This window comes from Pelomicrobium sp. P1 (assembly GCF_052805615.1).
In genome coordinates, this window is record NZ_JBRBEM010000001.1 from 215,163 (window position 1) to 236,299 (window position 21,137).

Consider the following 21,137-nt stretch of genomic DNA (forward strand, 5'->3'; position numbering starts at 1 on the left):
CTGCGCTGAAAACTACTCAGTGGAGGGTGATGGCCCCGGGCTCGCCCTCGGGCGGCGCCTCCTCCGAGCCGGGGGAGGCGTGGTGCAGGACCAGGCGCCAGCCCCCGGCAGTCAGGGCGTACACGTTGGTGGCGATCACCAGTCCCGAGCGCTCTCCCGCGACCTGGATGTTCTCGTGCACCGTGTGCACCGCCATCAGGGCGCCGCGCCACACCCGGCGATGGGTGATCCGGAAGCGTAAGGTGGGTCCCCGGGAGAACAGCCGCCGCCAGCTTTCCCGCACTTCTTCCAGCCCATCGAGGCGCTTGCCCCCCGGATGGATGCAAGCCACCTCTTCGTCTTCGGCCCAGACCTCCATCATCGCCTCCAGGTCGGCCCGCTGGAAGGCTTCATAAAAGGCGCTCTCCGCCTCGTCGGGGCTGGCGAAGCGCCGGCTCACGGGTTGCCTCCCGGGACGAGGCGGGCGATCTCCTCCAGCACCCGTTCAGGGGTCAGGTCCACCATGCAGCGGAAGTGGCCCAGGGGGCAGACCCGCTTAAAACACGGGCTGCAGGGCAGGCCGAGGCGCAGGATGCGGGCGTGGGGGGATAGGGGCGGGGTGTAGTCCGGGCTCGACGAGCCGAACAGGGCCACCAGGGGCCGGTCCAGGGCGGCGGCGACATGCATCAGGCCCGAGTCGTTGCTCACCACCAGGCTCGCCGCCGAAATGAGGTCGATCGCCTCCTCCAGGGAGGTCTTGCCGCACAGATCGAGCACGGGGGCGGCGATCCCGTCCTGGGCAGCCGTCGCGATCGCCTGGGCAATCTCCCGATCCTTGGCCGAGCCCAGCAGCCATACAGCGTGACCCTTCCCAGCGAGGGCCCGGGCGAGGGCAGCGAAGTGGGCGGCCGGCCAGCGCTTCGCCGGCCCGTACTCGGCGCCGGGGCAGAAGACGGCCACGGGGCCGCTCCCTAGGAGGCCCAGCCGGGCGAGGGTCGCCCGGCGGGCCGCCGGATCCGCCGCCAGGTGGGGGTGGGGGAGGGGGCGGGGAAGGGGCGCGCCCCGGGGCTCGGCGAGGGCCGCGTAGCGCTCCGCGAGGAGAGGATGTTCGGTCTTGTCGAGGAGGCGCGCGTCGTTCAAGAGCCCGTAGCGGGCCTCCCCCACATAGCCGGTGCGCACCGGGATGCGGGCGAAGAAGGGCGCCAGAGCCGACTTGAGGGAGTTGGGCAGCACGATCGCCTGATCGTAGCGGTGGCGCTGGAGCCGCCGGCCCAGGCGAAACCGGTCGGCCAGCCGCAGGCTGCCGTGGGGAAATGGGTTCTCGATCACCGCGTCCACCTCCGGCATGCGCTTGAATAAGGCGGCCGACCAGGCCGGGGCCAGCACGTCGATGCGGGGCGGCTCGGGGCGGGCCTTGAGCCGCGCGAGCAGCGGCTGGGCCATCACGCAGTCGCCGACCCAGGAAGGAGCCACCACCAGAATCTTGTCCATGGAGCGAAGCCCGGGTCGCGGCGTCCCGGCCCTGGGAAGCGGCCGGCTCGGCCCGCGGGCCTCCCCGCGGCCGCAGTCCGGGCGGCAGTCGCCGGCGGTCAGTGGCGGCCCGAGGACGCCCCGCCTTTCAGTTTGTACAGGGTGCCGCAGTAGGGGCACAGGGACGAGCCCGTCTTCTCGATCGGCAGGAACACCCGGGGATGGGCGTTCCACAACTTCTGGGACGGCATCGGGCAGTGCAAAGGGAGATCGGCGGCGGTCACCTCTACCACCCGCTGCCGGTTTTCCGTCTTGTTCTCTTCCATGGGCGGCCTCTAGAGGAAGCTCAGCCAGCCGAGATGCTTCTCCGACCGGCCGTTCACCACGTCGAAAAACATCGATTGCAGCCGGGCGGTCACCGGGCCGCGGCTACCGCTACCGATCATCCGATTGTCCAGCTCCCGGATGGGGGTTACTTCCGCGGCGGTGCCGGTGAAAAACGCTTCGTCCGCAATGTAGACCTCGTCCCGGGTGATGCGCTTCTCCACCACGGTGAGGCCCGCCTCCCGGGCGAGCTGGATCACCGTGTCCCGGGTGATGCCCTCCAGGGCGGAGGTGAGGTCCGGGGTGTAGAGCACGCCGTTGCGCACGATGAAGATGTTCTCCCCCGAGCCCTCGGCCACGTAACCCTCCACGTCCAGGAGCAGCGCCTCGTCGTAGCCGTCGTTGGTGGCCTCCTGGTTGGCCAGGATGGAATTGGAATAGCTGCCCACGGCCTTGGCCTTGCACATGGTGACGTTCACGTGGTGCCGGCTGAAGGAGGAGGTCTTGACCCGGATGCCTTTCTCCAGCCCCTCCGCCCCCAGGTAGGCCCCCCAGGGCCAGGCGGCGATGGCCACGTGCACCGAGATGGTCTTGGCCGAGATGCCCAGGGCCTCGGCGCCGTAGAAGGCGATGGGCCGCACGTAGCAGGATTCCAGCTTGTTGGCCCGCACCACCTCCTTTTGCGCCTCCAGCAGGGTCTCCCGGTCGTAGGGGATCTTCATGCCGAAGATATGGGCCGAGCGGTACAGGCGCTCCGTGTGCTCCTCGAGGCGGAAGATGGCCGTTCCCCGCGCGGTCTTGTAGGCCCTCAGGCCCTCGAACACCCCCAGGCCGTAGTGCAGGGTGTGGGTGCACACGTGGGTGGTGGCCTGGCGCCACGGCACCAGCTTGCCGTCGTACCAGATGAAACCGTCGCGGTCGGCTAATGACATAAGGGCGGCTCCAATGAGGCGGCTCCAGCGCGTCGAAAGGCCGACATTTTACTGCAAAAATCCGACGCCCACGGCGGCGCGGCCGCCCGCGGGCGCCGCGCCCGGGCGCGCAAGGCCCAAATTATGAAGAGGAAAATCCCCGGCCGGCGGGCCGTCGGGGCGGCCCGGCACTGGCCTACGGTTTGCTTCGCTTCCCCGATGCACAAGCTTGCCGTGAGCCGGGCACAAGGAGAATCCCAGGCAATGGGTGGCAGGTTTCCATCGGCGCTGGCCGCGCTCAAGACGGCGGGGGGGGGCTTGCCGCTGCCGGAGGAGGAGAGCCTCAAGCGCCAGCTCCTGGTCTTCGCCGCCGGGCTCATGAGCTTCGGCGTCATGGCCTGGCTCGCCATCTACTGGGCCATGGGGGTGGCCTTCTCCACCACCGTGCCCCTCTCCTACCAGCTCGCCCTGGTCGCCTCCCTCACGTATTTTTTAATCGGCGGCAACTTCGCCGTCTTCCGCCTGGTCCAGCTCAGCCTGTTCCTGTTCTTTCCCTTCCTGATGCAATGGAGCATCGGCAGCTTCGTGACCTCCTCGGGGGTGATGCTGTGGGCGCTGCTGGCGCCGGTGGGCGCCCTGGTGGTGCAGGGCCCGCGGGAGTCGATCCCCTGGTTCGTGGCCTACGGCGCCATGACGGCCCTGTCCGGCTTCTTCGACTACTACCTCGCCGCGCCCGGGCAGGCGGCCCTTCCGATGCAGGCGATCGCGGTGTTCTTCGCCTTGAACTTCGCCGGCGTCTCCTGCGTGGTCTATGCTCTCCTCGCCTACTTCGTCGCGGCGAACGCCCGCATCAAGGCACGCCTCGACGAGCAGCACCGGCTGCTGGAGGAGGAGCAGCGCAAGAGCGAGCGGCTGCTCAACAACATCCTGCCGGCGCCCATCGCCCGGCGGCTGAAGGCGGGCGAAAGCGTCATCGCCGACGGTCATGGCGATGTCATCGTCATGTTCGCCGACCTGGTCAACTTCACCCGGCTCACCCAGGAGCTGCCCCCCGAGCGCCTGGTGGCCCTGCTCGACAAGGTCTTTTCCATGTTCGACGCCCTGGTGCAGGCGCACGGGCTGGACAAGATCAAGACCGTGGGGGACGCCTACATGGTGGCGGGCGGGCTCGCGCCGGAGAATCTCCGTCCCCACCGGGCTGTGGCGGAGCTGGCGCTGGCGATGCGCGCCCTGATCGGCGCCCACCCCGAGCTGCGCGCCCACGGACTCAACATCCACGTGGGCATCGCCTCGGGTCCGGCCATGGCCGGCGTCATCGGCACTCGGCGCATCGTCTACGACCTGTGGGGGGACACGGTGAACACCGCGAGCCGGCTCACGGCGGAAGCGCCCCCGGGCTGCATCCAGGTGGACGCCGCCACCCACCTGCGACTCGCCGGCGAATACACTTTCGAGGGTCCGGTGGAGATCCTGGTCAAGGGCAAGGGAAAGATGGCCGTCTATCGGCTCCTCGGGCGCAAGGCGCCGGGCAGGCGCGGCCTCGCCACCGAGCCAGTGAGCGTCGCAAGCGGATAAGCGGCCGAGTCAATCCTCCCCGAACACGCTGCGCCACAGCTCGCCCACCGCGGCCACCGCCTCGGCCACCTCTTCGAGGGGGACGCGGGCGTAGCGGGCCCCGTTCAGCCGCAGGTGGTGCTGGCGGCGGCGGAACTCCCGGTAGCCCCGCCGCACCCGCTCGGCCAGCTCCTCCGGGATGAGGGAGAGGGCGGCGGCGAGCCTGAGCAGCGCCAGGTTGCCGATGTTGGCGGTGAGCTCCGGGTGGGCGTGGGAGTACCCGAGGACCAGGTACTGGACCGTGAACTCCACGTCGATGATCCCGCCCCGGTCGTGCTTCAGGTCGAACAGCCCGCTCTTGTTGGGATGGGCCTCCAGCATTTTCCGCCGCATGGCCGTGATCTCGCGCTTAAGGGCGGCGAGATCCCGCCGCTGGCACAGCACTTCCTTGCGGATCGCCTCGAAGCCTTCCCCCACGGCCGCATCCCCGGTCACGAAGCGGGCCCGGGTCAAGGCCTGGTGCTCCCACACCCAGGCCTTCTCCCGCTGGTAGGCGGCGAAGGCTTCCAGCGGCGAGACCAGGAGGCCGCTCGCCCCGTCGGGCCGCAGCCGCAGGTCGGTGTCGTACAGCACGCCGGCGGGGGTGTAGCTGGTGAGCCAGGAATTGATGCGCTGGGCGAGCCTGGCGTAGACCTCGGGGGCGGCCGGGTCGGGGTCCTCGTAGAGGAAGATCAGGTCCAGGTCGGAGGCGTAGCCCAGCTCCTTCCCGCCCAGCTTCCCGTAGCCGATGATGGCGAAGCGGGGCGCCTCCCGGTGGCGGCCCTTGAGGCCGGCCCAGGCGAGGCGCAGCACCTCGGAGAGGATCAGGTCCGCCAGGGCCGTCAAATGATCGGCCAGGGTCTCCACGGGGAGCAGCCCTTCCAGGTCCTTGGCCAGCAGCCGGAACACCATGGCGTGGTGGAAGTGGCGCAGCACGTCCATCTGCCGCTCGGTGTCGCCTTCGGCGTCGTCCAGGAGCTGGCGCAGTTGCTGGGCCGCCTGGCGCCAGTCGGGGGCGCTGTAGAGCTCCCGGGCGTCCAGCAGCTCGTCCAGCACGATGGGGTGGCGGGTGAGATAGTCGCAGGCCCAGCGGCTGGCGCTGGCCACCTTGGCCACCCGCTCCAGCGCCTGGGGGTATTCGCTGAGCAGGGCGAGGTAGGCCGCCCGGCGGCTCACCGCCTCCAGCAGGTTGAGGAGCCCCTCCAGGGTGGCGTCGGGATTGGCCTGGCGGGCGGCCGAGACGATGACCGCCGGCACCAGGGCGTCCAGCACCCTCTGGCTGGCGCGGGACAGGCTCTGGTAGCGGGGCCCCCGCCGGAACTTGGCGAGCCGGTCGCAGATCGACTCGGCGTCCCGGTAGCCCAGCTCGGCCAGGCAGGCGGTCGCCTGGTCGGCGGGGAGGCGTTCTTCCCACAGGGCCTCCAGGGCGCCGTGGGCGGGCGCCGGCTGGGGGCCGGCGAAGACCTGCTCGAAATGGCGGGTGACCGCCGCCCGGTGCCGGGCGAGGGCCTCGGCGAGCTGCGGCCAGCCGGCGAAGCCCATGGCCTCGGCGACGAGGGCCCGGTCGGCGGCGGACTCCGGCAGGGACTGGGTCTGCTGGTCGTCCAGGTACTGGAGCCGGTGCTCCAGGTGGCGCAGGAACCCGTAGGCCTCGGTCAGCTCCGCCACCGCCGCCTCGGGCAGCAGCTTCATTTCCCCCAGGCACCGCAGCACGGTGAGGGTGGGGCGGGCCCGCAACTGGGGCACCTGGCCGCCCCGGATCAACTGGAACACCTGGGCGATGAACTCAATCTCCCGGATGCCCCCCGGGCCCAGCTTGATGTTGTCCATGAGCTCCCGGCGCTTCACCTCCTCCCGGATCTGGGCGTGGAGGCTGCGCATGGAGGCGTAGGCGCCGAAGTCCAGGTACTTGCGGAAGACGAAGGGGCGGGTGAGCCGCTCCAGCTCCTGGGCCCGGCTGCCGCACACCACCCGGGCCTTGATCCAGGCGTAGCGCTCCCACTCCCGCCCCTGGGTGATCAGGTAGTGCTCCAGGCTCGGGAAGTTCACCACCAAGGGGCCGCTCTCTCCGAAAGGGCGCAGGCGCAGGTCCACCCGGAAGACGAAGCCCTCGGGGGTGAAGTCGTGGAGCGCCCCCGCGAGCCGCTGGCCCAGGCGGGTGAAGAACTCGTGGTTGCTGATGGGCTTGGAGCCGTCGGTCTGCCCCTCCTCGGGGTAGACGAACACCAGGTCCACGTCGGAGGAGACGTTGAGTTCCCCGCCTCCCAGCTTGCCCATGCCCACCACCAGCAGGTCCTGGGGGCGGCCGGTCTCGCCCCCGACGGGGTGCCCGTAGCGCTGCGCCAGCCAGGCGTGGTGGGCGTCCCGCGCCCGGGTAATGGCGAGATCCGCCAGCGCCGTCATGGTGCCGGTCACCTCCTCCAGGGTGGCGAGCCCGCCCAGGTCCCGGGCCATCACCCGCAGCATCACCCGGCGGCGCAATTGCCGCAGGGCCGAGGCGAGCTGGCCCGGATCCCCTGCCGGCCGTTCGTCCAGGAAGGCCTGCATGGCCTGGGGCGTGTAGGGTTCCCGTACCCGGGCGGCCAGCTCTTCGCCCAGGGAAGGATCGGCGGCCAGCAGGCGATCCGCGTAGCGGCTCAAGCGCCGCACGCGGGAGAGGAACTCGGTGGCCAGGCCGGAGGTGGCAGGGTTTTCGGCGCCCATAGGGAGAGGTGGGTTAACCCGGACATTTCACGAGGGACTCGGGGGGATGGGGCGGGGCCGGGCGAGAGAGGTTCCCCGCAGCCGACGAAGCCCGTGGTGGAGCCCACGGGCGAGGAGAGGCGCGCCAGCGCGCGGAGCAGGGGCCCCGCTTCGCGGGGATGCGACCGCAGAGGCGCGCGTCGCCCGCTCCCGGGTCGCACCTTTGCCCTTCGGGCGTAGGCATCCGCCGTCCGCGAGCGCGACAAGATGGCCGCCCCGCCCCCGCCAGGACCCGAGGAGCCCGGCGGGACAAATTGCTCTTACGCTGCCTTCCAACAAAACTCGCTGATCCTGTGCAGCTTGACTTCATTTCAGGGGCGTCTTCGTGAAATATCTGGGTTAAACTAACGGAGCCTCTGGCTCGTCGCGCGGGTGGCCATTTTCGCGGCGGTTGGGGGAAGATTTCCCGCAATTCTAATCGCCGGGGCGCCGGTTAAGCGAAACGCCCTGGGAAGAGGTCCTTGAGCCCGCTCTCCCGTACCCTGTCGGCCACGTTGCGCGGCCTGCGCCATTTCTCCCGCGCCGCCCTGTTCGTCCTGCTGGCCGGGTTCCTCGGCCTCGCGGTCTCCCTCCTGGCCCTGCGCTACGGGTTGTTCCCCAACGCCGACGCCTTCCGCGGTCACGTGGCCCGCTACGCCGAAGAAGCCCTGGGACTTCCGGTGACCCTGGGCCGCCTGGAGGCCGGCTGGCGGGGCTTGCGGCCCGAGCTGCGGGTGAGCGAGGTGCGGGTGCTGGACCCCGCCGGGCAGCCCGCCCTCGCCCTGGGGCGGGTGGAGGCGGTCCTCTCCTGGTCCGCCCTGCTGCGGGGGGAATTGGGTTTTTACCGGCTGGCGGCCGACGCGCCGGCGGTCCACGTGCGGCGGGACCCCCAGGGCGGGTGGTGGGTCGCGGGCCTGGCCCTAGATCGAACCGGGGAGGGCGCCTCCAACGCCTTGGGCGGATGGCTGCTGCGCCAGCGGTCGGTGCTCGTGCGGGGTGCCGCGCTGGTATGGGAGGACGGGTTGCGGGGCGCCCCGCCCCTGGCCCTCACCCAGGTGGAGCTGCGGCTGGAAAACGGCTTCGGGCGGCATCGCTTCGCCCTGGAAGCTTCGGCGCCGGCGGCTGGAGGCGGGCGCCTGGAGGTGCGGGGCGACCTGAAGAAGGGGCTCTTCTTCGATAACCTGAAAAGCCTGAAGGGCGAGGTGTACCTAGCCCTGGACCGGATGGACGTGGCCGCGTGGCGGCCCTGGCTTCCCCTTCCCGAAGGCCTGCGCACGGGCACCGGCGCCGCCAGGGCCTGGGTGACCCTCCAAGGGGGCGGAGCCGTCGCGGTGACGGCGGACGTGCAGTTGGCCGGCGTGGTGGTGGCCCTTTCCCCCGAGCTGCCCCCCCTCGCCCTGACCGCCTTGGGCGGGCGGCTCGGCTGGAACCGGGAGGCGGGGGGGTACGAGATATCGACCCGGGGCTTGAGCCTCACGACCCGGGAGGGCCTGCGCCTCGCCCCCACTGATTTCCGCTTCCGGCGCACCGGGGAAGGGGCGGACGTCCGGTGGGAGATCCAGGCGAACGCCCTGGACCTGGGGGTGCTGGCGAGCCTCGCCCGCCATCTGCCCTTGCCCGTGGAGGTGCAGCAGCGGCTCGCGGCGCTGGCGCCCCGGGGCATGGTCTCGGGGCTGGAAGCTTCGTGGCGGGGAGACTTGGCCGCCGCGAGCGACTACCGGGTGCGGGCCCGGTTCGACGCCCTGGAGCTCAGCCCCTACGGGCACGCGCCCGGGTTCCGGGGCCTAAGCGGCACAGTGGAGGGGAGCGATCGGGCGGGCTCCTTCGCCTTGTCGGGCAAGGGGGCGATGCTCGACCTTCCCCGGGTTTTCCCCCGGCCCCTGGCCTTCGACCAATTGGCGGTGCAGGGCGGATGGGTGAAGAAGGGGGAGCAGGGCACCGAGATCAGTCTCCGCCAGGTGACCTTCGCCAACGCCGACCTGGCGGGCAGCGCCGCGGGCCGATACTGGACCGCCCCTTCGGGCCCCGGCCGCATCGATCTCACCGGAAGGCTCACCCGGGCCGAAGCCCGCCGGGTCCACGCCTATCTGCCTTGGGTGGTGAACGAAGAAACCCGGACATGGCTGCGGGACGCCCTCCTGGCCGGTCGGGCTTCCGATGGGGAGATCGTCCTCAAGGGGGCGCTGGAACACTTCCCCTTCGCCGAGGAGGGCCAGGGGGAGTTTCGGGTGACCGCCAAGGCGTCCGGGGTGCAGCTCCACTACGCCGATGGCTGGCCCCGGATCGAAGGGATCGAAGCGGACCTGGCTTTCCGGGGGGCGGGAATGGAGATCACTTCGGGCCGCGGCACCCTCCTGGGGGCCCGGGTGAGCGGCGTGCGGGCGGTGATTCCGGACCTGGGCGCCCCGGAACCCCAGCTCACGGTGACCGGGGAAGCCCAGGGGGACACCAGCGCCTTCTTGCGCTTCATCGACGAGAGCCCGGTGGGCAGCCGCATCGGGGGCTTCACCCGGGGGATGGAGGCGGCGGGGAGTGGGCGGCTCGCCTTGAAGCTGACGGTGCCCTTGCGCCACAGCCGGGACGCCACGGTGGAAGGCGCCTACGCCTTCCAGGCCAACCGCATCGCCTTTCTGGCCGGCGTGCCGCCCCTGGAGGAAGTGACGGGAACGCTGCGCTTCACCGACCGGGAGGTGGCGGCGGAGGGGATCGACGCCCGCTTCCTGGGGGGGCCGGTCCGCCTTTCCGCCACCACCGCGGGGGACGAAGTGCGCCTGACCGCCAGCGGGCGCCTGGAAGCCGAGGCCTGGCAGGCGAGGGGGGCGCCGAACTGGGCTCGGTTCACCTCCGGCGCCGCCGACTGGCACTTCGTCCAGGTGATCCGCCGGGACGCCACCGAAGAGACGCTGGAATCGTCCCTGGAGGGGCTCGCCCTGGCCTTGCCCGCTCCCCTGGCGAAATCCGCCCAGGAGCCCCTACCCTTGCGGGTGACCCGGCGGCCGGCCGGCCCTGGATCCTCCGCCCTCACCGTCTCCCTGGGCGAGCGGGCGTCCGCCCAGCTCATCTTAAGTGGCGCGCCGTCCTCCGCCGCCCTGGAGCGGGGCATCCTCGTGCTGGGGGCCGGGACGGCGGAGGCGCAGCGGCAAGGGCTGTGGATCACCGGCTCGACTCCCACCCTCGACCTGGACCGCTGGCTGGAATGGATGCCCAAAGAAGGCGCCGGAACCGGTCCGGGCCTGATCGGCTTCGATTTCCGGGCGGGGCGCCTGTTCGCTTTCAACCGCCTGTTCCACGAGGTGGAGGCGGCGGGGGAGCAACGCCAGGGCACCTTGAAGCTGCGCCTCGCCGGCCGGGAGATCGCGGGGGACGTGACCTGGGAGGGCGCCGGCAGTGGAAAGCTCACGGCCCGCCTGGACCGGCTCACCATCCCCTCGGACGAAACCCTGGGGCGGGGCGAGGCGGAGGCGTTGCCCAAGGAACGGGACCTCCCGGGCCTGGACATCGTGGCCGAGCGCTTCACCCTGAACCAGATCCCCCACGGCCGGCTGGAGCTCCTGGCCCGACCCCAGGGAGGGTTGTGGCGCATCCATAAGCTCTCCCTGGAGCATCCCGACGGCGTGCTCACCGCTTCCGGGGAGTGGCGGCGGCGTCCCGGCCCCCCGCGCACCCGGTTGTCCGTGGACCTGGCGGTGGCCGACCTGGGGCGCTTCGCCTCGCGCCTCAAGCTGGGGGAAGGGATGCGCGGCGGCGCGGGCAGCGTCAAGGGCACCCTGGAGTGGAACGGAGTTCCCTACGCCATGGATTACCCGACCCTCGCGGGTCAGCTTACCCTGGCGTTCGACGACGGCCAATTCCTGGAGGCGGAGCCGGGGGTGGCGAAGCTCCTGGGCATCCTGAGCCTGCAGGCGCTGCCCCGGCGCGTCGCCCTGGATTTCACCGACGTCTTCAGCAAGGGCTTCGCCTTTGAGAAAATCCGCGGCGAGGTGCGCCTCGCCCAGGGAATCGCCCGCACCGAGGAACTCTCCATCGACGGCCCTTCCGCCCGGATAAGGATGCAGGGCGAGGTGGATCTCGCCCGGGAGACCCAGAACCTGCGGGTCAAGGTAATGCCCTCCCTGTCCGAGACGGCGGCCCTTGCCACCGGCGTGGTCGGCGGACCCGTGGTGGGCCTGGCGACCCTGGCCCTTTCCAAGGTGCTCAAGGACCCCTTCGATCAGATGGCGGCGTTTGAATACCACGTGGCGGGAACCTGGGTGGATCCCAAGGTGACCAAAATTCCCAGACGTATCGGCAACCTGCTGCCTCCATGAGCCGCTTACCCGTATTCCATCCCCATTCCACGATGCCGGCGGCTACTGGAGACCCGCTGCGGGTCGGGGCTTGCGGAGGGCGGAAATGACGCTGGCCGACACCGGCGCCGCACCGGCTGGCCTCGTGGACGAGGCGGGGGGAGCCCGTTCCCCCTTCCGCGCAGCGGCGGTGCAGATGGTGTCGGGGCCCCGGGTGGACGAGAACTTGAAGGAAGCCGCCCGGCTCGTGGAGCAGGCGGCGGCGGGCGGCGCCCGGCTGGTGGTGCTGCCCGAGAACTTCGCCCTCATGCCCTTGCGGGACCAGGATCGGCTTGAGGCAGCGGAAGCGCCGGGGGACGGGCCGATCCAGGCCTTTCTGAGCGCCCTCGCCCGGCGGTTCGGGATCTGGATTGCCGGGGGCTCGGTGCCCCTCAAAGCAAGCCGGCCCGACAAAGTCTACAACAGCCTGCTCCTCTACGACGAAGAGGGGCGAGCGGCGGCCCGCTACGACAAGATCCACCTGTTCGGGCTTGACCTCGGCCAGGAGCGCTACGACGAGGCCGCCACCATCGAGCCGGGGACCGAGGTGGTGGCGGTGGATACCCCCTTCGGGCGCGTGGGCCTGTCCATTTGCTACGACCTGCGCTTCCCGGAGCTCTACCGGGCCATGGGAACGGTGGACCTGATCCTTGCTCCTTCCGCCTTCACCGCCACCACGGGACGGGCCCACTGGGAAGTGCTGGTGCGGGCCCGGGCCATCGAGAACCTGGCCTACGTGGTGGCGCCGGCCCAGGGGGGCGTCCACCCCAACGGGCGGGAGACCCACGGCGATACCATGATCGTGGACGCTTGGGGCACGGTGCTGGGGCGGCTTCCCCGGGGCGCCGGGGTGGTGAGTGCCCCGGTGGACCCGGCCTACCAGGCGCGGCTGCGGCAGAGCCTGCCGGCCCTCGCCCATCGCGCGGTGCGCCGGTGCCGAATACAATGACGGGACCATGAACGATCCTCTGGCCGACGCCACCCTCATCGAGGCCGCCGATCCGGCGCGGTTGCTGGAAACCGCCCGCAGCCGGCTGCTCGCCCCCGCGTGTCTCGACACGCCCCAGCTCGAGCGGGTCTTCGGCCAGCTCTTGACCCAGGGCGTCGAGGTGGCGGACCTGTATTTCCAGTACAGCCGGGCCGAGAGCTGGACGCTGGAGGAAGGCATCGTCAAGGCCGGCAGCTTCAACATCGACCAGGGCGTGGGCGTGCGGGCGGTCGCCGGCGAGAAAACGGCTTTCGCCTATTCCGACGACATCAGCCTGGCGGCCCTGGAGTCGGCGGCTCGGACCACCCGGGCCATCGCCCGCCAGGGGGGAAGCCGCCCGGTGCCAGCGCCACGCCCGGCCCGGGGGCTCCGGCTCTACGAGCCGGTCGACCCGCTGGCGACCCTCTCCGCGTCCGACAAGGTGGCGCTCCTCACCCGGCTGGAAAGCTACGCCCGGTCGCTGGACCCGCGGGTGACCCAGGTGATCGCCAGCCTGGCCGGCGAGTACGAGGTGGTGCTGATTGCCTCGAGCACGGGTCTGCTGGCCGCCGACGTGCGCCCCCTGGTGCGCCTCACGGTCCAGGTGATCGCCGAAGCCAGGGGCCGGCGGGAACAGGGTGTGAGCGGCGGCGGCGGCCGCTTCGGCTACGCCTACTTTACCGACGAAGTACTGCGCGACTACGCGAAGAAGGCGGTGGACCAGGCCCTGGTGAACCTGGAGGCGCGCCCGGCGCCCGCGGGCACCATGACCGTGGTGCTGGGGCCGGGCTGGCCGGGCATCCTGCTCCATGAAGCGATCGGCCACGGGCTGGAGGGGGACTTCAACCGCAAGGGCAGCTCCGCCTTTTCCGGCCGCCTCGGCGAGCGGGTGGCGGCTCCGGGGGTCACCGTGGTGGACGACGGCACCCTGCCTCAGCGGCGCGGCTCCCTCAACGTGGACGACGAGGGCACGCCCACCCAGTGCACGGTGCTGATCGAAAACGGCGTGCTCCGAGGCTACCTGCAGGACACCCTGAACGCCCGGTTGATGGGTATGGCGCCCACGGGCAACGGCCGGCGGGAATCCTTCGCCCACCTCCCCATGCCCCGCATGACCAACACCTACATGCTGGCCGGCCGCCACGATCCGGAGGAGATCATCCGTTCGGTGGACCGGGGGCTTTACGCAGTCAACTTCGGCGGCGGCCAGGTGGACATTACCAGCGGCAAGTTCGTCTTCTCCGCCGCCGAGGCCTACATGATCGAGAACGGCCGGGTGACCTACCCGGTCAAGGGGGCGACCCTCATCGGCAACGGCCCCGATGTGCTGACGCGTGTGTCCATGATCGGCAACGACCTGAAGCTCGATCCGGGCATCGGCACCTGCGGCAAGGAAGGGCAGAGCGTGCCGGTGGGCGTGGGCCAGCCCACCCTGAAGATCGAGGGGCTCACCGTCGGCGGCACTGCTGAATAGCCGCTCCCGCCGCGGTCTTTCGCGGCGGGAGCGGCGTGTTCTGTTATAATCCAGCCCCTTTCAGGTACTTATAAAGCGCGACGAGGCGTCGCGCGACCCGACCATGATCCTGATCCTCGAAGAAAACGTGGACCTGAACGGTCCCGAGTTCAAACAGTTGATGGAGCACCTGGGCTCGCTGCCGGGCATCCAGACCCGTATCCACCACGAGAAGGGCACCGAGCGGGTGTTGACCGAGGTCTACCTGATCGGCAGCACGCTGCAACTTTCGGTGGAGGATATGAAGGCCCTACCCTGCGTGGAGCGGGTCGTGCGCGTCTCCGAGCCCTACCGCGTGCTGGGGCGCCACAAGGACGACCAGCGGCTCTCCCACTTCGACTACAACGGTCTGCGCTTCGGCCAGGACACGCTGCACGTGTTCGCGGGCTTGTGCGCGGTGGACACCCGCGAGCACGTGGAGATGATGATGCGGGCGCTGCGGGACAACGGCCAGGTGTGCACCCGCATGGGCGCCTACAAGCCCCGCACCAGCCCTTATTCGTTCCAGGGCCACGGCAAGGACTGCCTGCCCTACGTGTTCGAGCTCGCGGGCAAGTACGGGATCAAGGTGATCGCCATGGAGATCACCCACGAGGATCACATCGATCAAATCCGCGAAGCGCTGCACATGACGGGCAACCCGACCGGCGTCATGCTCCAGATCGGCACCCGCAACGCCCAGAACTTCGAGCTGTTGAAGGCCGTGGGCCGGCAGCAGGAGTTTCCGGTCCTGTTCAAGCGCGGCTTCGGCATCACGCTGGACGAGTCGCTGAATGCCGCCGAATACCTGGCTTCCGAGGGCAACCGCAAGGTGATCTTCGGGCTGCGGGGCATGAAGACCAACATGGGAGACCCCCACCGCAACTTCGTCGACTTCTCCCACGTGGCGGTGGTGAAGCGGCTCACCCGCATGCCGGTGTGCATCGACCCTTCTCATTCGGTGGGCTCCCGAGCGATGGCCCCCGACGGGCTGCTGGACATCATGCACGTGACCGCTCAGGGGGTGATCGCGGGGGCCAACATGATCCTGGTGGACTTCCACCCGGAGCCGTCCAAGGCGCTGGTGGACGGCGCCCAGGCGCTGACCCTGGCCGAACTGCCCTATTTCCTCGAGGACGTAAGGATCGCTCGGGAGGCCTACCTCAAGCGGGCGGCCCTGGCGGAGAAGTTCCACGCCTCCTCCAGCGCCACCCCGGCGGCGGCCTGAGCGCGGCAAACGGCGGCGCGCTGGGCTAGCGGTTTTTTCCCGGCTGCCACAGCACGTCGCCCTGGCCGTGCTGGCGGTTGAGCACCCGCGCCAGGACAAACAGCAAGTCGGAGAGGCGGTTCAGGTACTTGAGGGCGGTGGGGCTCACGACCTCCGCGTTGGCCAGCGTGACCAGCCGGCGTTCTGCCCGGCGGCAGACGGTGCGTGCGAAATGGCACACGGCGGCCTGGCGCGCGCCGCCCGGCAGGATGAATTCCTTGAGCGGCGGCAGGTCGGCGTTGAAGCCGTCAAGGAGATGCTCGAGCCGTTCCACCTGCCGATCGCTGACGGCGGTATGCCCCGGAATGCACAGCTCGCCGCCCAGGTCGAAGAGATCGTGCTGGATGTCCACCAGGCACGACCGTACTTCGGGCGCGAGTTCTTCTGCGAGCAGGAGCCCAATCACGCTGTTCAACTCATCGACGGTGCCGAAGGCTTCCACGCGCAGCGAGTCCTTCGGCACCCGGGAGCCATCCCCGAGCCCGGTGGTGCCCTTGTCCCCCGTGCGGGTGTAGATCTTCGACAGCCGGTGTCCCACGTGCGGTCTTCCTCCGATGAACGTGGCCGCATTGTCGGCCGGGGCCTAGGGAAGGGTCAAGTCGCGGGCCAAAAGCGGCTCGATGCCGCCATAAGAACCCCCTATCAAGGGCCCGGACCCGGCGCCCTATAATCGCGCGAACCGTCCCGCTCCGATACCAAAAACGCCGGGAATGGAACGAGACAAGAAACCGCTGCTCCCCCTCGCCTTGAGCGGCGCCGGCTCCCTGGGGCTCTACCTGCTCCTGTTCCTGTTCGAGGACGAGATCATGCGTGCCTACACCCGGACCGACGGGTTGTACTGGCTGCTGCCGGTGGCGACGGCGTTCGTCTTCTCGCTCGTGCACGGGGCGTTTACGGGCTACTTCTGGGAGGTGCTGGGCGTGCGCGGCAAGAAGCCGAACGGAAGGAAGCGCTGAATGGAACAGATCGCCCCCCACTTCATCGAGCTCGAGCTGCCAGGGGTGATGTTTCTCCTGATGGTCGGCTTCATCGGCGGCCTGGTGTCGGGTTTCATCGGCTCCGGCGGCGCTTTCGTGCTCACGCCCGGCATGATGAGCATGGGGGTGCCGGGTGTCGTCGCCGTCGCAAGCAATATCTGCCACAAGTTTCCGAAGGCATTGGTAGGCGCGTACAAGCGCCATAAGTACGGCCACGTGGATATCAAGCTCGGTCTCTTCATGGCGGCTACGGCGGCCATGGGCGTATGGGTGGGCGCTGACATCCAGCAGGCCATCAAGGCCGCCCATGGCGAAGCGGGCTCCAGCCTGTACGTGAGCACCGCGTTCGTGCTCGTGCTGGTGGTCGTGGGGACATGGGTGCTCGCCGACGCATGGAAGGTCTACCGTCGGGGCGGTGACTCCATAGAGCAGACCCACCGCCTGGCGCGCTGGGTTCAAAGCCTTGAGATCCCGGGCACCATGGTGGAGTTCAAGGTGGCCAAGGTGCGCGTCTCCTTCCTGTTCATCCTGCCGCTCGGCTTCGCTACGGGTATGCTGGCCGCCACCATCGCGGTAGGAGGGTTTATCGGCGTGCCGGGCATGATCTACGTGCTGGGGGCCCCGAGCCTGGTGGCGAGCGCCACGGAGCTGGTGATCGCCTTCGTGATGGGTCTGGGCGGCACGATCAAATACGCCATGCACGGCCTGGTGGACATCCGGCTCGCCATGATCATCCTGGCAGGCTCCCTTTTCGGCATTCAGCTCGGCGCCATCGGCACCACGTATGTAAAGCCCTACATGATCAAGGTGGTCATGGGGGCCATCATGATGATTGTCGCGGTGAGCCGCGCCGTGGTGATCCCCGTCTACCTCGCCCAGCTCGGCAAGCTCGATTTGAGCCCCAAGCTCGTGGAGCTGTTCAAGGACGCGAGCTTCCTGTTCATGGTGGGGGGCGCTCGCCACGGGCGCCGTCATCATCGTGGGCGCCATGGTCCGGGGCCACCGGGATCACGCGCTGAGCGAGGCGGAAGAGGAGCCGGTGCCTGAATAGGGGCCCGGCTGGCGCAGCAGCGGGCAGGTCCGGGGATCGAAGTCCGGGGCATCGATGCGCTTCGCCAGCGCCTCCAGGGCGTCGTCCTCGCTGGCGAACAGGTTTTCCCGGCCGATTTCCTCGATCAACCCCGTGCGTTCCATGACCTCCAGCACCTGACGCTTCAGGCCGGAGAAGGAGAGGGTGACGCCGGCCTCCCGCAGGCGCGCGTTCAGGTGCCGCACCGTCTCTTCGCCGGAGGCGTCCATCTGGTTGATGCCGTCGGCCACCACCAGGATCTGCCGGGCCTTGGGAAAGCGGGCCGCCACGTCCAGGATGGCGGCTTCGAAGTACGGCGTGTTGGCGAAATAGAGCTGCCCGTCGAAGCGAACCGCCACCAGGTGCTCGCAGAGGGGCAGCCCGTGCAGGCGGGCGTCCCGCAGGGTGCCGTCGGGGTGGCGTCCCAGCACCGCCACCCGGGGCTTCATGGTGCGGTACAGGTAAAGCAGCACCGCGAGGCCCGCGCCCAGGAGGATGCCCTTGTCCAGGTGGGGGGCGAAGGCCAGGGTGGCGGCGAAGGTGACGAAGGCGGCGACGCCGTCGTGGCGATGGGCCCGCCAGACGTCGCGCATAGCCCGGAAGTTGATGAGACCCGCCACGGCCATCATGATGATGGCCGCCAGCACGGCTTGGGGCAGGTGGTAGAGCAGCGGGGTGAACAGTAGCAGGGTGATCACCACCATGCACGCCGTGAAGAGGGAGGACAGGCCCGTCCGGGCTCCGGCGCTGTAGTTCACCGCCGTCCTGGAGAACGAGCCGCTCACCGGAAAGGACTGGAATAGGCTGCCGGCCACGTTGGCCAGGCCCTGGCCGATCAGCTCCTGGTTCGCGTCCAGCCGCTGCCGGGTGCGGGTGGCGATCGCCTTCGCCACCGAGATCGCCTCCATGAACCCCACCAGGGCGATCACCAGCGCCCCCGAGAGCAGGGCGCCGACCCGTTCCAGGCTCACCTGGGGCAGCCGCAACTCCGGTAGCCCGGGCGGGATGGCGCCCACCACCTCCCCTCCGCCCGCGAGCCGCAGCTCGCCCTCGCTGATGCCGCGGATCCGCCACAACTGGCCGTCGCCCGGCAAGCCCTCGGGCAGCTCGCCGTGGAGGTAAAGGCGCGGCCCCTCGGGCGTCACGGCGCGCTCGAAGGCGAACTTGCGCAGGTCCCGCAGGCGCTTGCGATTCTCATTTTCCAGATCGGCGAGCTCTAGCCGTAGGATCTCCACCTGGTAGCGCAGGGCCACCGCGTGGCGGCTGCCGGCGCCGCCGGAGCGCTCCGCCGAGCGCAGCTCGTTCAAGCCGGCCTCGATTCGGCGCTGCAGCTCGGCGACGGCGGCCTGGGTCGCCAGGTAATCGACGGCGATGGAGCGCAGCGCCTCGTCGGCGATCTCGTCGGGCCGCGCAGCGCCTTTCTTCTCGAAACCGACGGCCCAGCTCAGGGCAGTGGTAATGATCGCCGCCACCAGCACGCCGGGCGCCCGGGGGGCGATCTTCTTGAGCGCCACCATGAGGCCGATGGCCCCTGTACCCATGGCCAGGGTGGGCCAATGGGTGTCGCCGAGCTGCAGCAGCACGCCCCACATGTCGAGGAGGAAACTTTCGCTTCTGCCTTTGCTGACGCCGATCAACTTGTTGAATTGGGAGGCGGCGATGATGAGGGCCGCCGCGTTGGTGAAGCCCACGATGACCGGGTGGGACAGGAAGTTCACCAGCGCCCCGAGGCGTAACACCCCCAGGAGAAGCTGCAGCACGCCCACCATGAGGGCCAGCAGGATCGCCAGCGCCACGAACTGCTCGGAACCGGCCGCTGCCAGGGGCGCCAGGACCGCCCCGGTGAGCAGGGACACCATGGCCACCGGGCCGGTGGCGAGCTGATGGGAGGACCCGAACGCGGCCGCCACGATGACCGGGACGAAGGCCGCGTATAGGCCGTAGTAGGGCGGCAGGCCGGCCAACTGGGCGTAGGCCAGGGACTGGGGCACCAGGACCAGGCCCACGGTGATGCCCGCCGCCAGGTCGGCCCGCAGGGTCGAGCCCTTCATCGGGAACCAGGCCAGGAAGGGAAAAAAGCGGGTCAAGGAGCGGGCGTTCATGGCGGGATGATACGCAGCGGCTGCGCATCAGGCCTATAGCCTACCTTGGTGCGGTCAGGTATTCATCGGGCTCGCGCCCGCGGCGTTGGCCGCGGACCGCGGCTCCCCGTTGGGAAGCCGGTCTTGGCATTCGCGGAAGATGCGCACCCGGCAATGGCGGCAGATCTCCGGGTCGAGGCGAGGGTAGAGGCGGGAGACCGGGTGGCTCTTGACCGGGAACAGGTTCTCCTCGCCGATCTCTCGCAGGTAGCCGCCACGCTCCATGAGCTCCCGCACCGCGTTCTTCATCCGGTAGAAGTAAAGCCCGCCCCCTTTGCGGCGTAGCCGCCGGGCCTCCTGGGCCAGCATCTCGGCGCCGGCCACGTCCACGAAGTTGATGCCGCTCGCCACGATCAGCACGTGTTTCTGCTGCGGGTTTCGCTCGTCGATCTCCTGCAGCGCCTGCTGCACGTGGTTCACCGCGCCGAAGAACAGCGACCCGTTGATGCGCACCATCTTGAGCTGGGGGCAATCGGGCAGCCCCGTTTCGGCGGAGAAGTGATAGCTGCCCTCGGCGGGATCGGGCTTGACGTCCAGCACCAGGGGCTTGGAGGTGCGGTTCAGGTACAGGATCAGGGAGATGATGATACCGGCGTAGATGGCGAACTCCAGGTCGAGGAGCAGGGTGCCGAAGAAAGTGACCGCCAGCACCGCCGTCTCGGACCGGCTGGTGCGCAGGATGCCGCGGATGTGGTGGAAATCGATCAGGCCCCAGCCCACCAGGAACAGGATCGCCGCCATGGAGGGGATCGGCAGGTAGGCGGCCAGGGGCGCCACCGCCAGCAGGATGAAGACCAGGAAGACGGCGGAGAACACAGCGGAGAGGGGGGTCTTGGCCCCGGCCTCGTAGTTCAAGCCGCTGCGGTTGAAGGAGCCGCTGGAGGCGTAGGCGGAGAAGAACGAGCCGGCGATGTTGGACAGGCCCTGGCCGATGAATTCCTGGTTGCCGTCGATGCGCTGTTCCGACTTCACCGCGATGCTGCGGGCGATGGACACCGCTTCGGTCAGAGCCAGCATGGTGACCGCGAAGGCGATGGGCGCGGTCAGGCGGATTGTCTCCAGGGAGAGGTCCGGCGCCGAGAGGGGCGGAAGCCCCCCCGGTAGCGCCCCCACCGTCGCGATGCCGGTGGTTTCGGCGCCGAATCCCCAGTTGACCCCCAAGGCGAACAGGCTCCCCGCCACCATGGCCACGATCATGTAGGGGATCTTGGGGAGGTAGCGGCGGGACAGGATGCCCGTGACCAGGGTCACCGCGGCCACCGAGAACACGTAGGGGTTGATGTCGTCGATCTGGGCGCCGAACTGGAGGAAGGTTTCCACGAACGACGAGCCGCGCTCGATGGCCACGCCAAAGAAGTTCTTGATCTGGGAGGCGATGATCAGCAGCGCTGCTCCGGCGGTGAAGCCGATGATCACGGTGTGGGAGATGAAGTTCACCAGGGCGCCCATGCGCGCGATCCCCATCACGAGCTGCATAACGCCCGTGAGGAAGGTGAGGGTGAGCACCAGCTTGATGTATTCGGGCGAGCCGGGCACGGCGAGCGGGCTCATGGTGGCGAAGACGACCAGGGAGATGGCGTTGGTCGGCCCGGAAATGAGATGCCACGAGGAACCGAACAGCGCCGCCACCACGGCGGGGACCATGGCGGCGTACAGCCCGTACTCGGGCGGCATGCCCGCCAGGGTGGCGAAGGCGACGCCCTGGGGAAGCACCACGATGGCGGCGGTGAGCCCTGCGGCCAGGTCTGCCCGCAGGGTGTCCCGGGTGACCATGGGCCACCAGCGCAGGAACGGGAAGGCCGTCAGGAGCCAGGATCGAAAGGACACGTGCAAGGTCGAGGGAAGGCCAGCAAATTTTGGCGTATGGTACCAGGGACGGGCCGCGGGCTGCGCGCCCCACG

At 69.5% G+C, this 21,137-nt stretch carries 15 protein-coding genes; 7 read left to right on the top strand and 8 right to left on the bottom strand.

The genetic code is table 11. From position 1 onward, the window contains the following. Positions 1-16 precede the first annotated feature (16 nt). From ACUVYZ_RS01075 to ACUVYZ_RS01090, 4 genes are all read right to left on the bottom strand, one after another. On the bottom strand, positions 17-439 hold the full coding sequence (locus ACUVYZ_RS01075; RefSeq protein ID WP_439932605.1) for a YybH family protein: 423 nt from the start codon (positions 437-439) through the stop codon (positions 17-19). Further along, entirely contained in the window at positions 436-1,470 is a 1,035-nt protein-coding gene (gene waaF / locus ACUVYZ_RS01080; protein ID WP_439932606.1) for a lipopolysaccharide heptosyltransferase II, read from the bottom strand. The genes ACUVYZ_RS01075 and waaF overlap by 4 nt, the downstream gene beginning before the upstream one ends. 98 nt (positions 1,471-1,568) lie before the next feature. Beyond that, positions 1,569-1,775 (bottom strand): zinc-finger domain-containing protein, encoded by a 207-nt coding sequence (locus ACUVYZ_RS01085; RefSeq protein WP_439932607.1) that lies wholly within the window; start codon positions 1,773-1,775, stop codon positions 1,569-1,571. A 9-nt stretch (positions 1,776-1,784) separates the two neighbouring features. Then, a complete protein-coding gene (locus ACUVYZ_RS01090; RefSeq protein WP_439932608.1) occupies positions 1,785-2,705 on the bottom strand; it encodes a branched-chain amino acid transaminase in 921 nt (306 codons plus the stop codon). Positions 2,706-2,948: 243 nt separating this feature from the next. Between ACUVYZ_RS01090 and ACUVYZ_RS01095 the strand changes: the two genes are divergently transcribed. After that, positions 2,949-4,259: an adenylate/guanylate cyclase domain-containing protein gene (locus tag ACUVYZ_RS01095; protein WP_439932609.1), complete on the top strand. Its 1,311-nt coding sequence runs from the start codon at positions 2,949-2,951 to the stop codon at positions 4,257-4,259. 9 nt (positions 4,260-4,268) lie between these two features. On the opposite strand, the gene glnE is transcribed toward ACUVYZ_RS01095, so the two are convergent. Next, entirely contained in the window at positions 4,269-6,980 is a 2,712-nt protein-coding gene (glnE, locus tag ACUVYZ_RS01100) for a bifunctional [glutamate--ammonia ligase]-adenylyl-L-tyrosine phosphorylase/[glutamate--ammonia-ligase] adenylyltransferase (RefSeq protein WP_439932610.1), read from the bottom strand. A gap of 500 nt (positions 6,981-7,480) precedes the next feature. On the opposite strand from glnE, the gene ACUVYZ_RS01105 reads away from it, so the two are divergent. The 4 genes from ACUVYZ_RS01105 (at position 7,481) to ACUVYZ_RS01120 (ending at position 15,010) form a co-directional block, all read left to right on the top strand. Beyond that, positions 7,481-11,305, top strand: a complete 3,825-nt coding sequence (locus tag ACUVYZ_RS01105) for a YhdP family protein (RefSeq protein WP_439932611.1) — start codon at positions 7,481-7,483, stop codon at positions 11,303-11,305. Between the two features lie 85 nt (positions 11,306-11,390). Next, entirely contained in the window at positions 11,391-12,272 is an 882-nt protein-coding gene (locus ACUVYZ_RS01110; protein ID WP_439932612.1) for a carbon-nitrogen hydrolase family protein, read from the top strand. 7 nt (positions 12,273-12,279) lie between these two features. Then, a complete protein-coding gene (tldD, locus tag ACUVYZ_RS01115; RefSeq protein ID WP_439932613.1) occupies positions 12,280-13,764 on the top strand; it encodes a metalloprotease TldD in 1,485 nt (494 codons plus the stop codon). Between the two features lie 103 nt (positions 13,765-13,867). Further along, positions 13,868-15,010, top strand: coding sequence for a 3-deoxy-7-phosphoheptulonate synthase (locus tag ACUVYZ_RS01120; protein WP_439932614.1), 1,143 nt, complete (start codon positions 13,868-13,870; stop codon positions 15,008-15,010). 25 nt (positions 15,011-15,035) lie between these two features. On the opposite strand, the gene ACUVYZ_RS01125 is transcribed toward ACUVYZ_RS01120, so the two are convergent. Beyond that, a complete protein-coding gene (locus ACUVYZ_RS01125) occupies positions 15,036-15,587 on the bottom strand; it encodes a cob(I)yrinic acid a,c-diamide adenosyltransferase (RefSeq protein ID WP_439932615.1) in 552 nt (183 codons plus the stop codon). Between the two features lie 172 nt (positions 15,588-15,759). Between ACUVYZ_RS01125 and ACUVYZ_RS01130 the strand changes: the two genes are divergently transcribed. Both ACUVYZ_RS01130 and ACUVYZ_RS01135 read left to right on the top strand, forming a co-directional pair. After that, entirely contained in the window at positions 15,760-16,005 is a 246-nt protein-coding gene (locus tag ACUVYZ_RS01130; protein ID WP_439932616.1) for a hypothetical protein, read from the top strand. Continuing rightward, positions 16,006-17,073, top strand: coding sequence for a sulfite exporter TauE/SafE family protein (locus ACUVYZ_RS01135; protein ID WP_439932617.1), 1,068 nt, complete (start codon positions 16,006-16,008; stop codon positions 17,071-17,073). It begins immediately after the preceding gene. Here ACUVYZ_RS01135 and ACUVYZ_RS01140 read toward each other — a convergent pair. Both ACUVYZ_RS01140 and ACUVYZ_RS01145 read right to left on the bottom strand, forming a co-directional pair. After that, positions 17,035-19,197, bottom strand: coding sequence for a SulP family inorganic anion transporter (locus ACUVYZ_RS01140; RefSeq protein ID WP_439932618.1), 2,163 nt, complete (start codon positions 19,195-19,197; stop codon positions 17,035-17,037). The two genes, ACUVYZ_RS01135 and ACUVYZ_RS01140, sit on opposite strands and share 39 nt — an antisense overlap. Before the next feature lie 54 nt (positions 19,198-19,251). After that, positions 19,252-21,063 (bottom strand): SulP family inorganic anion transporter, encoded by a 1,812-nt coding sequence (locus ACUVYZ_RS01145; protein WP_439932619.1) that lies wholly within the window; start codon positions 21,061-21,063, stop codon positions 19,252-19,254. Positions 21,064-21,137: the final 74 nt, after the last annotated feature.

Coding starts and splice junctions, on each gene's coding strand:
- ACUVYZ_RS01085 (WP_439932607.1), bottom strand. CDS start 1,775: ATGGAAGAGAACAAGACGGAAAACCGGCAGCGGGTGGTAGAGGTGACC.
- ACUVYZ_RS01120 (WP_439932614.1), top strand. CDS start 13,868: ATGATCCTGATCCTCGAAGAAAACGTGGACCTGAACGGTCCCGAGTTC.
- tldD (WP_439932613.1), top strand. CDS start 12,280: ATGAACGATCCTCTGGCCGACGCCACCCTCATCGAGGCCGCCGATCCG.
- waaF (WP_439932606.1), bottom strand. CDS start 1,470: ATGGACAAGATTCTGGTGGTGGCTCCTTCCTGGGTCGGCGACTGCGTG.
- ACUVYZ_RS01135 (WP_439932617.1), top strand. CDS start 16,006: ATGGAACAGATCGCCCCCCACTTCATCGAGCTCGAGCTGCCAGGGGTG.
- ACUVYZ_RS01090 (WP_439932608.1), bottom strand. CDS start 2,705: ATGTCATTAGCCGACCGCGACGGTTTCATCTGGTACGACGGCAAGCTG.
- ACUVYZ_RS01110 (WP_439932612.1), top strand. CDS start 11,391: ATGACGCTGGCCGACACCGGCGCCGCACCGGCTGGCCTCGTGGACGAG.
- ACUVYZ_RS01130 (WP_439932616.1), top strand. CDS start 15,760: ATGGAACGAGACAAGAAACCGCTGCTCCCCCTCGCCTTGAGCGGCGCC.
- glnE (WP_439932610.1), bottom strand. CDS start 6,980: ATGGGCGCCGAAAACCCTGCCACCTCCGGCCTGGCCACCGAGTTCCTC.
- ACUVYZ_RS01095 (WP_439932609.1), top strand. CDS start 2,949: ATGGGTGGCAGGTTTCCATCGGCGCTGGCCGCGCTCAAGACGGCGGGG.
- ACUVYZ_RS01140 (WP_439932618.1), bottom strand. CDS start 19,197: ATGAACGCCCGCTCCTTGACCCGCTTTTTTCCCTTCCTGGCCTGGTTC.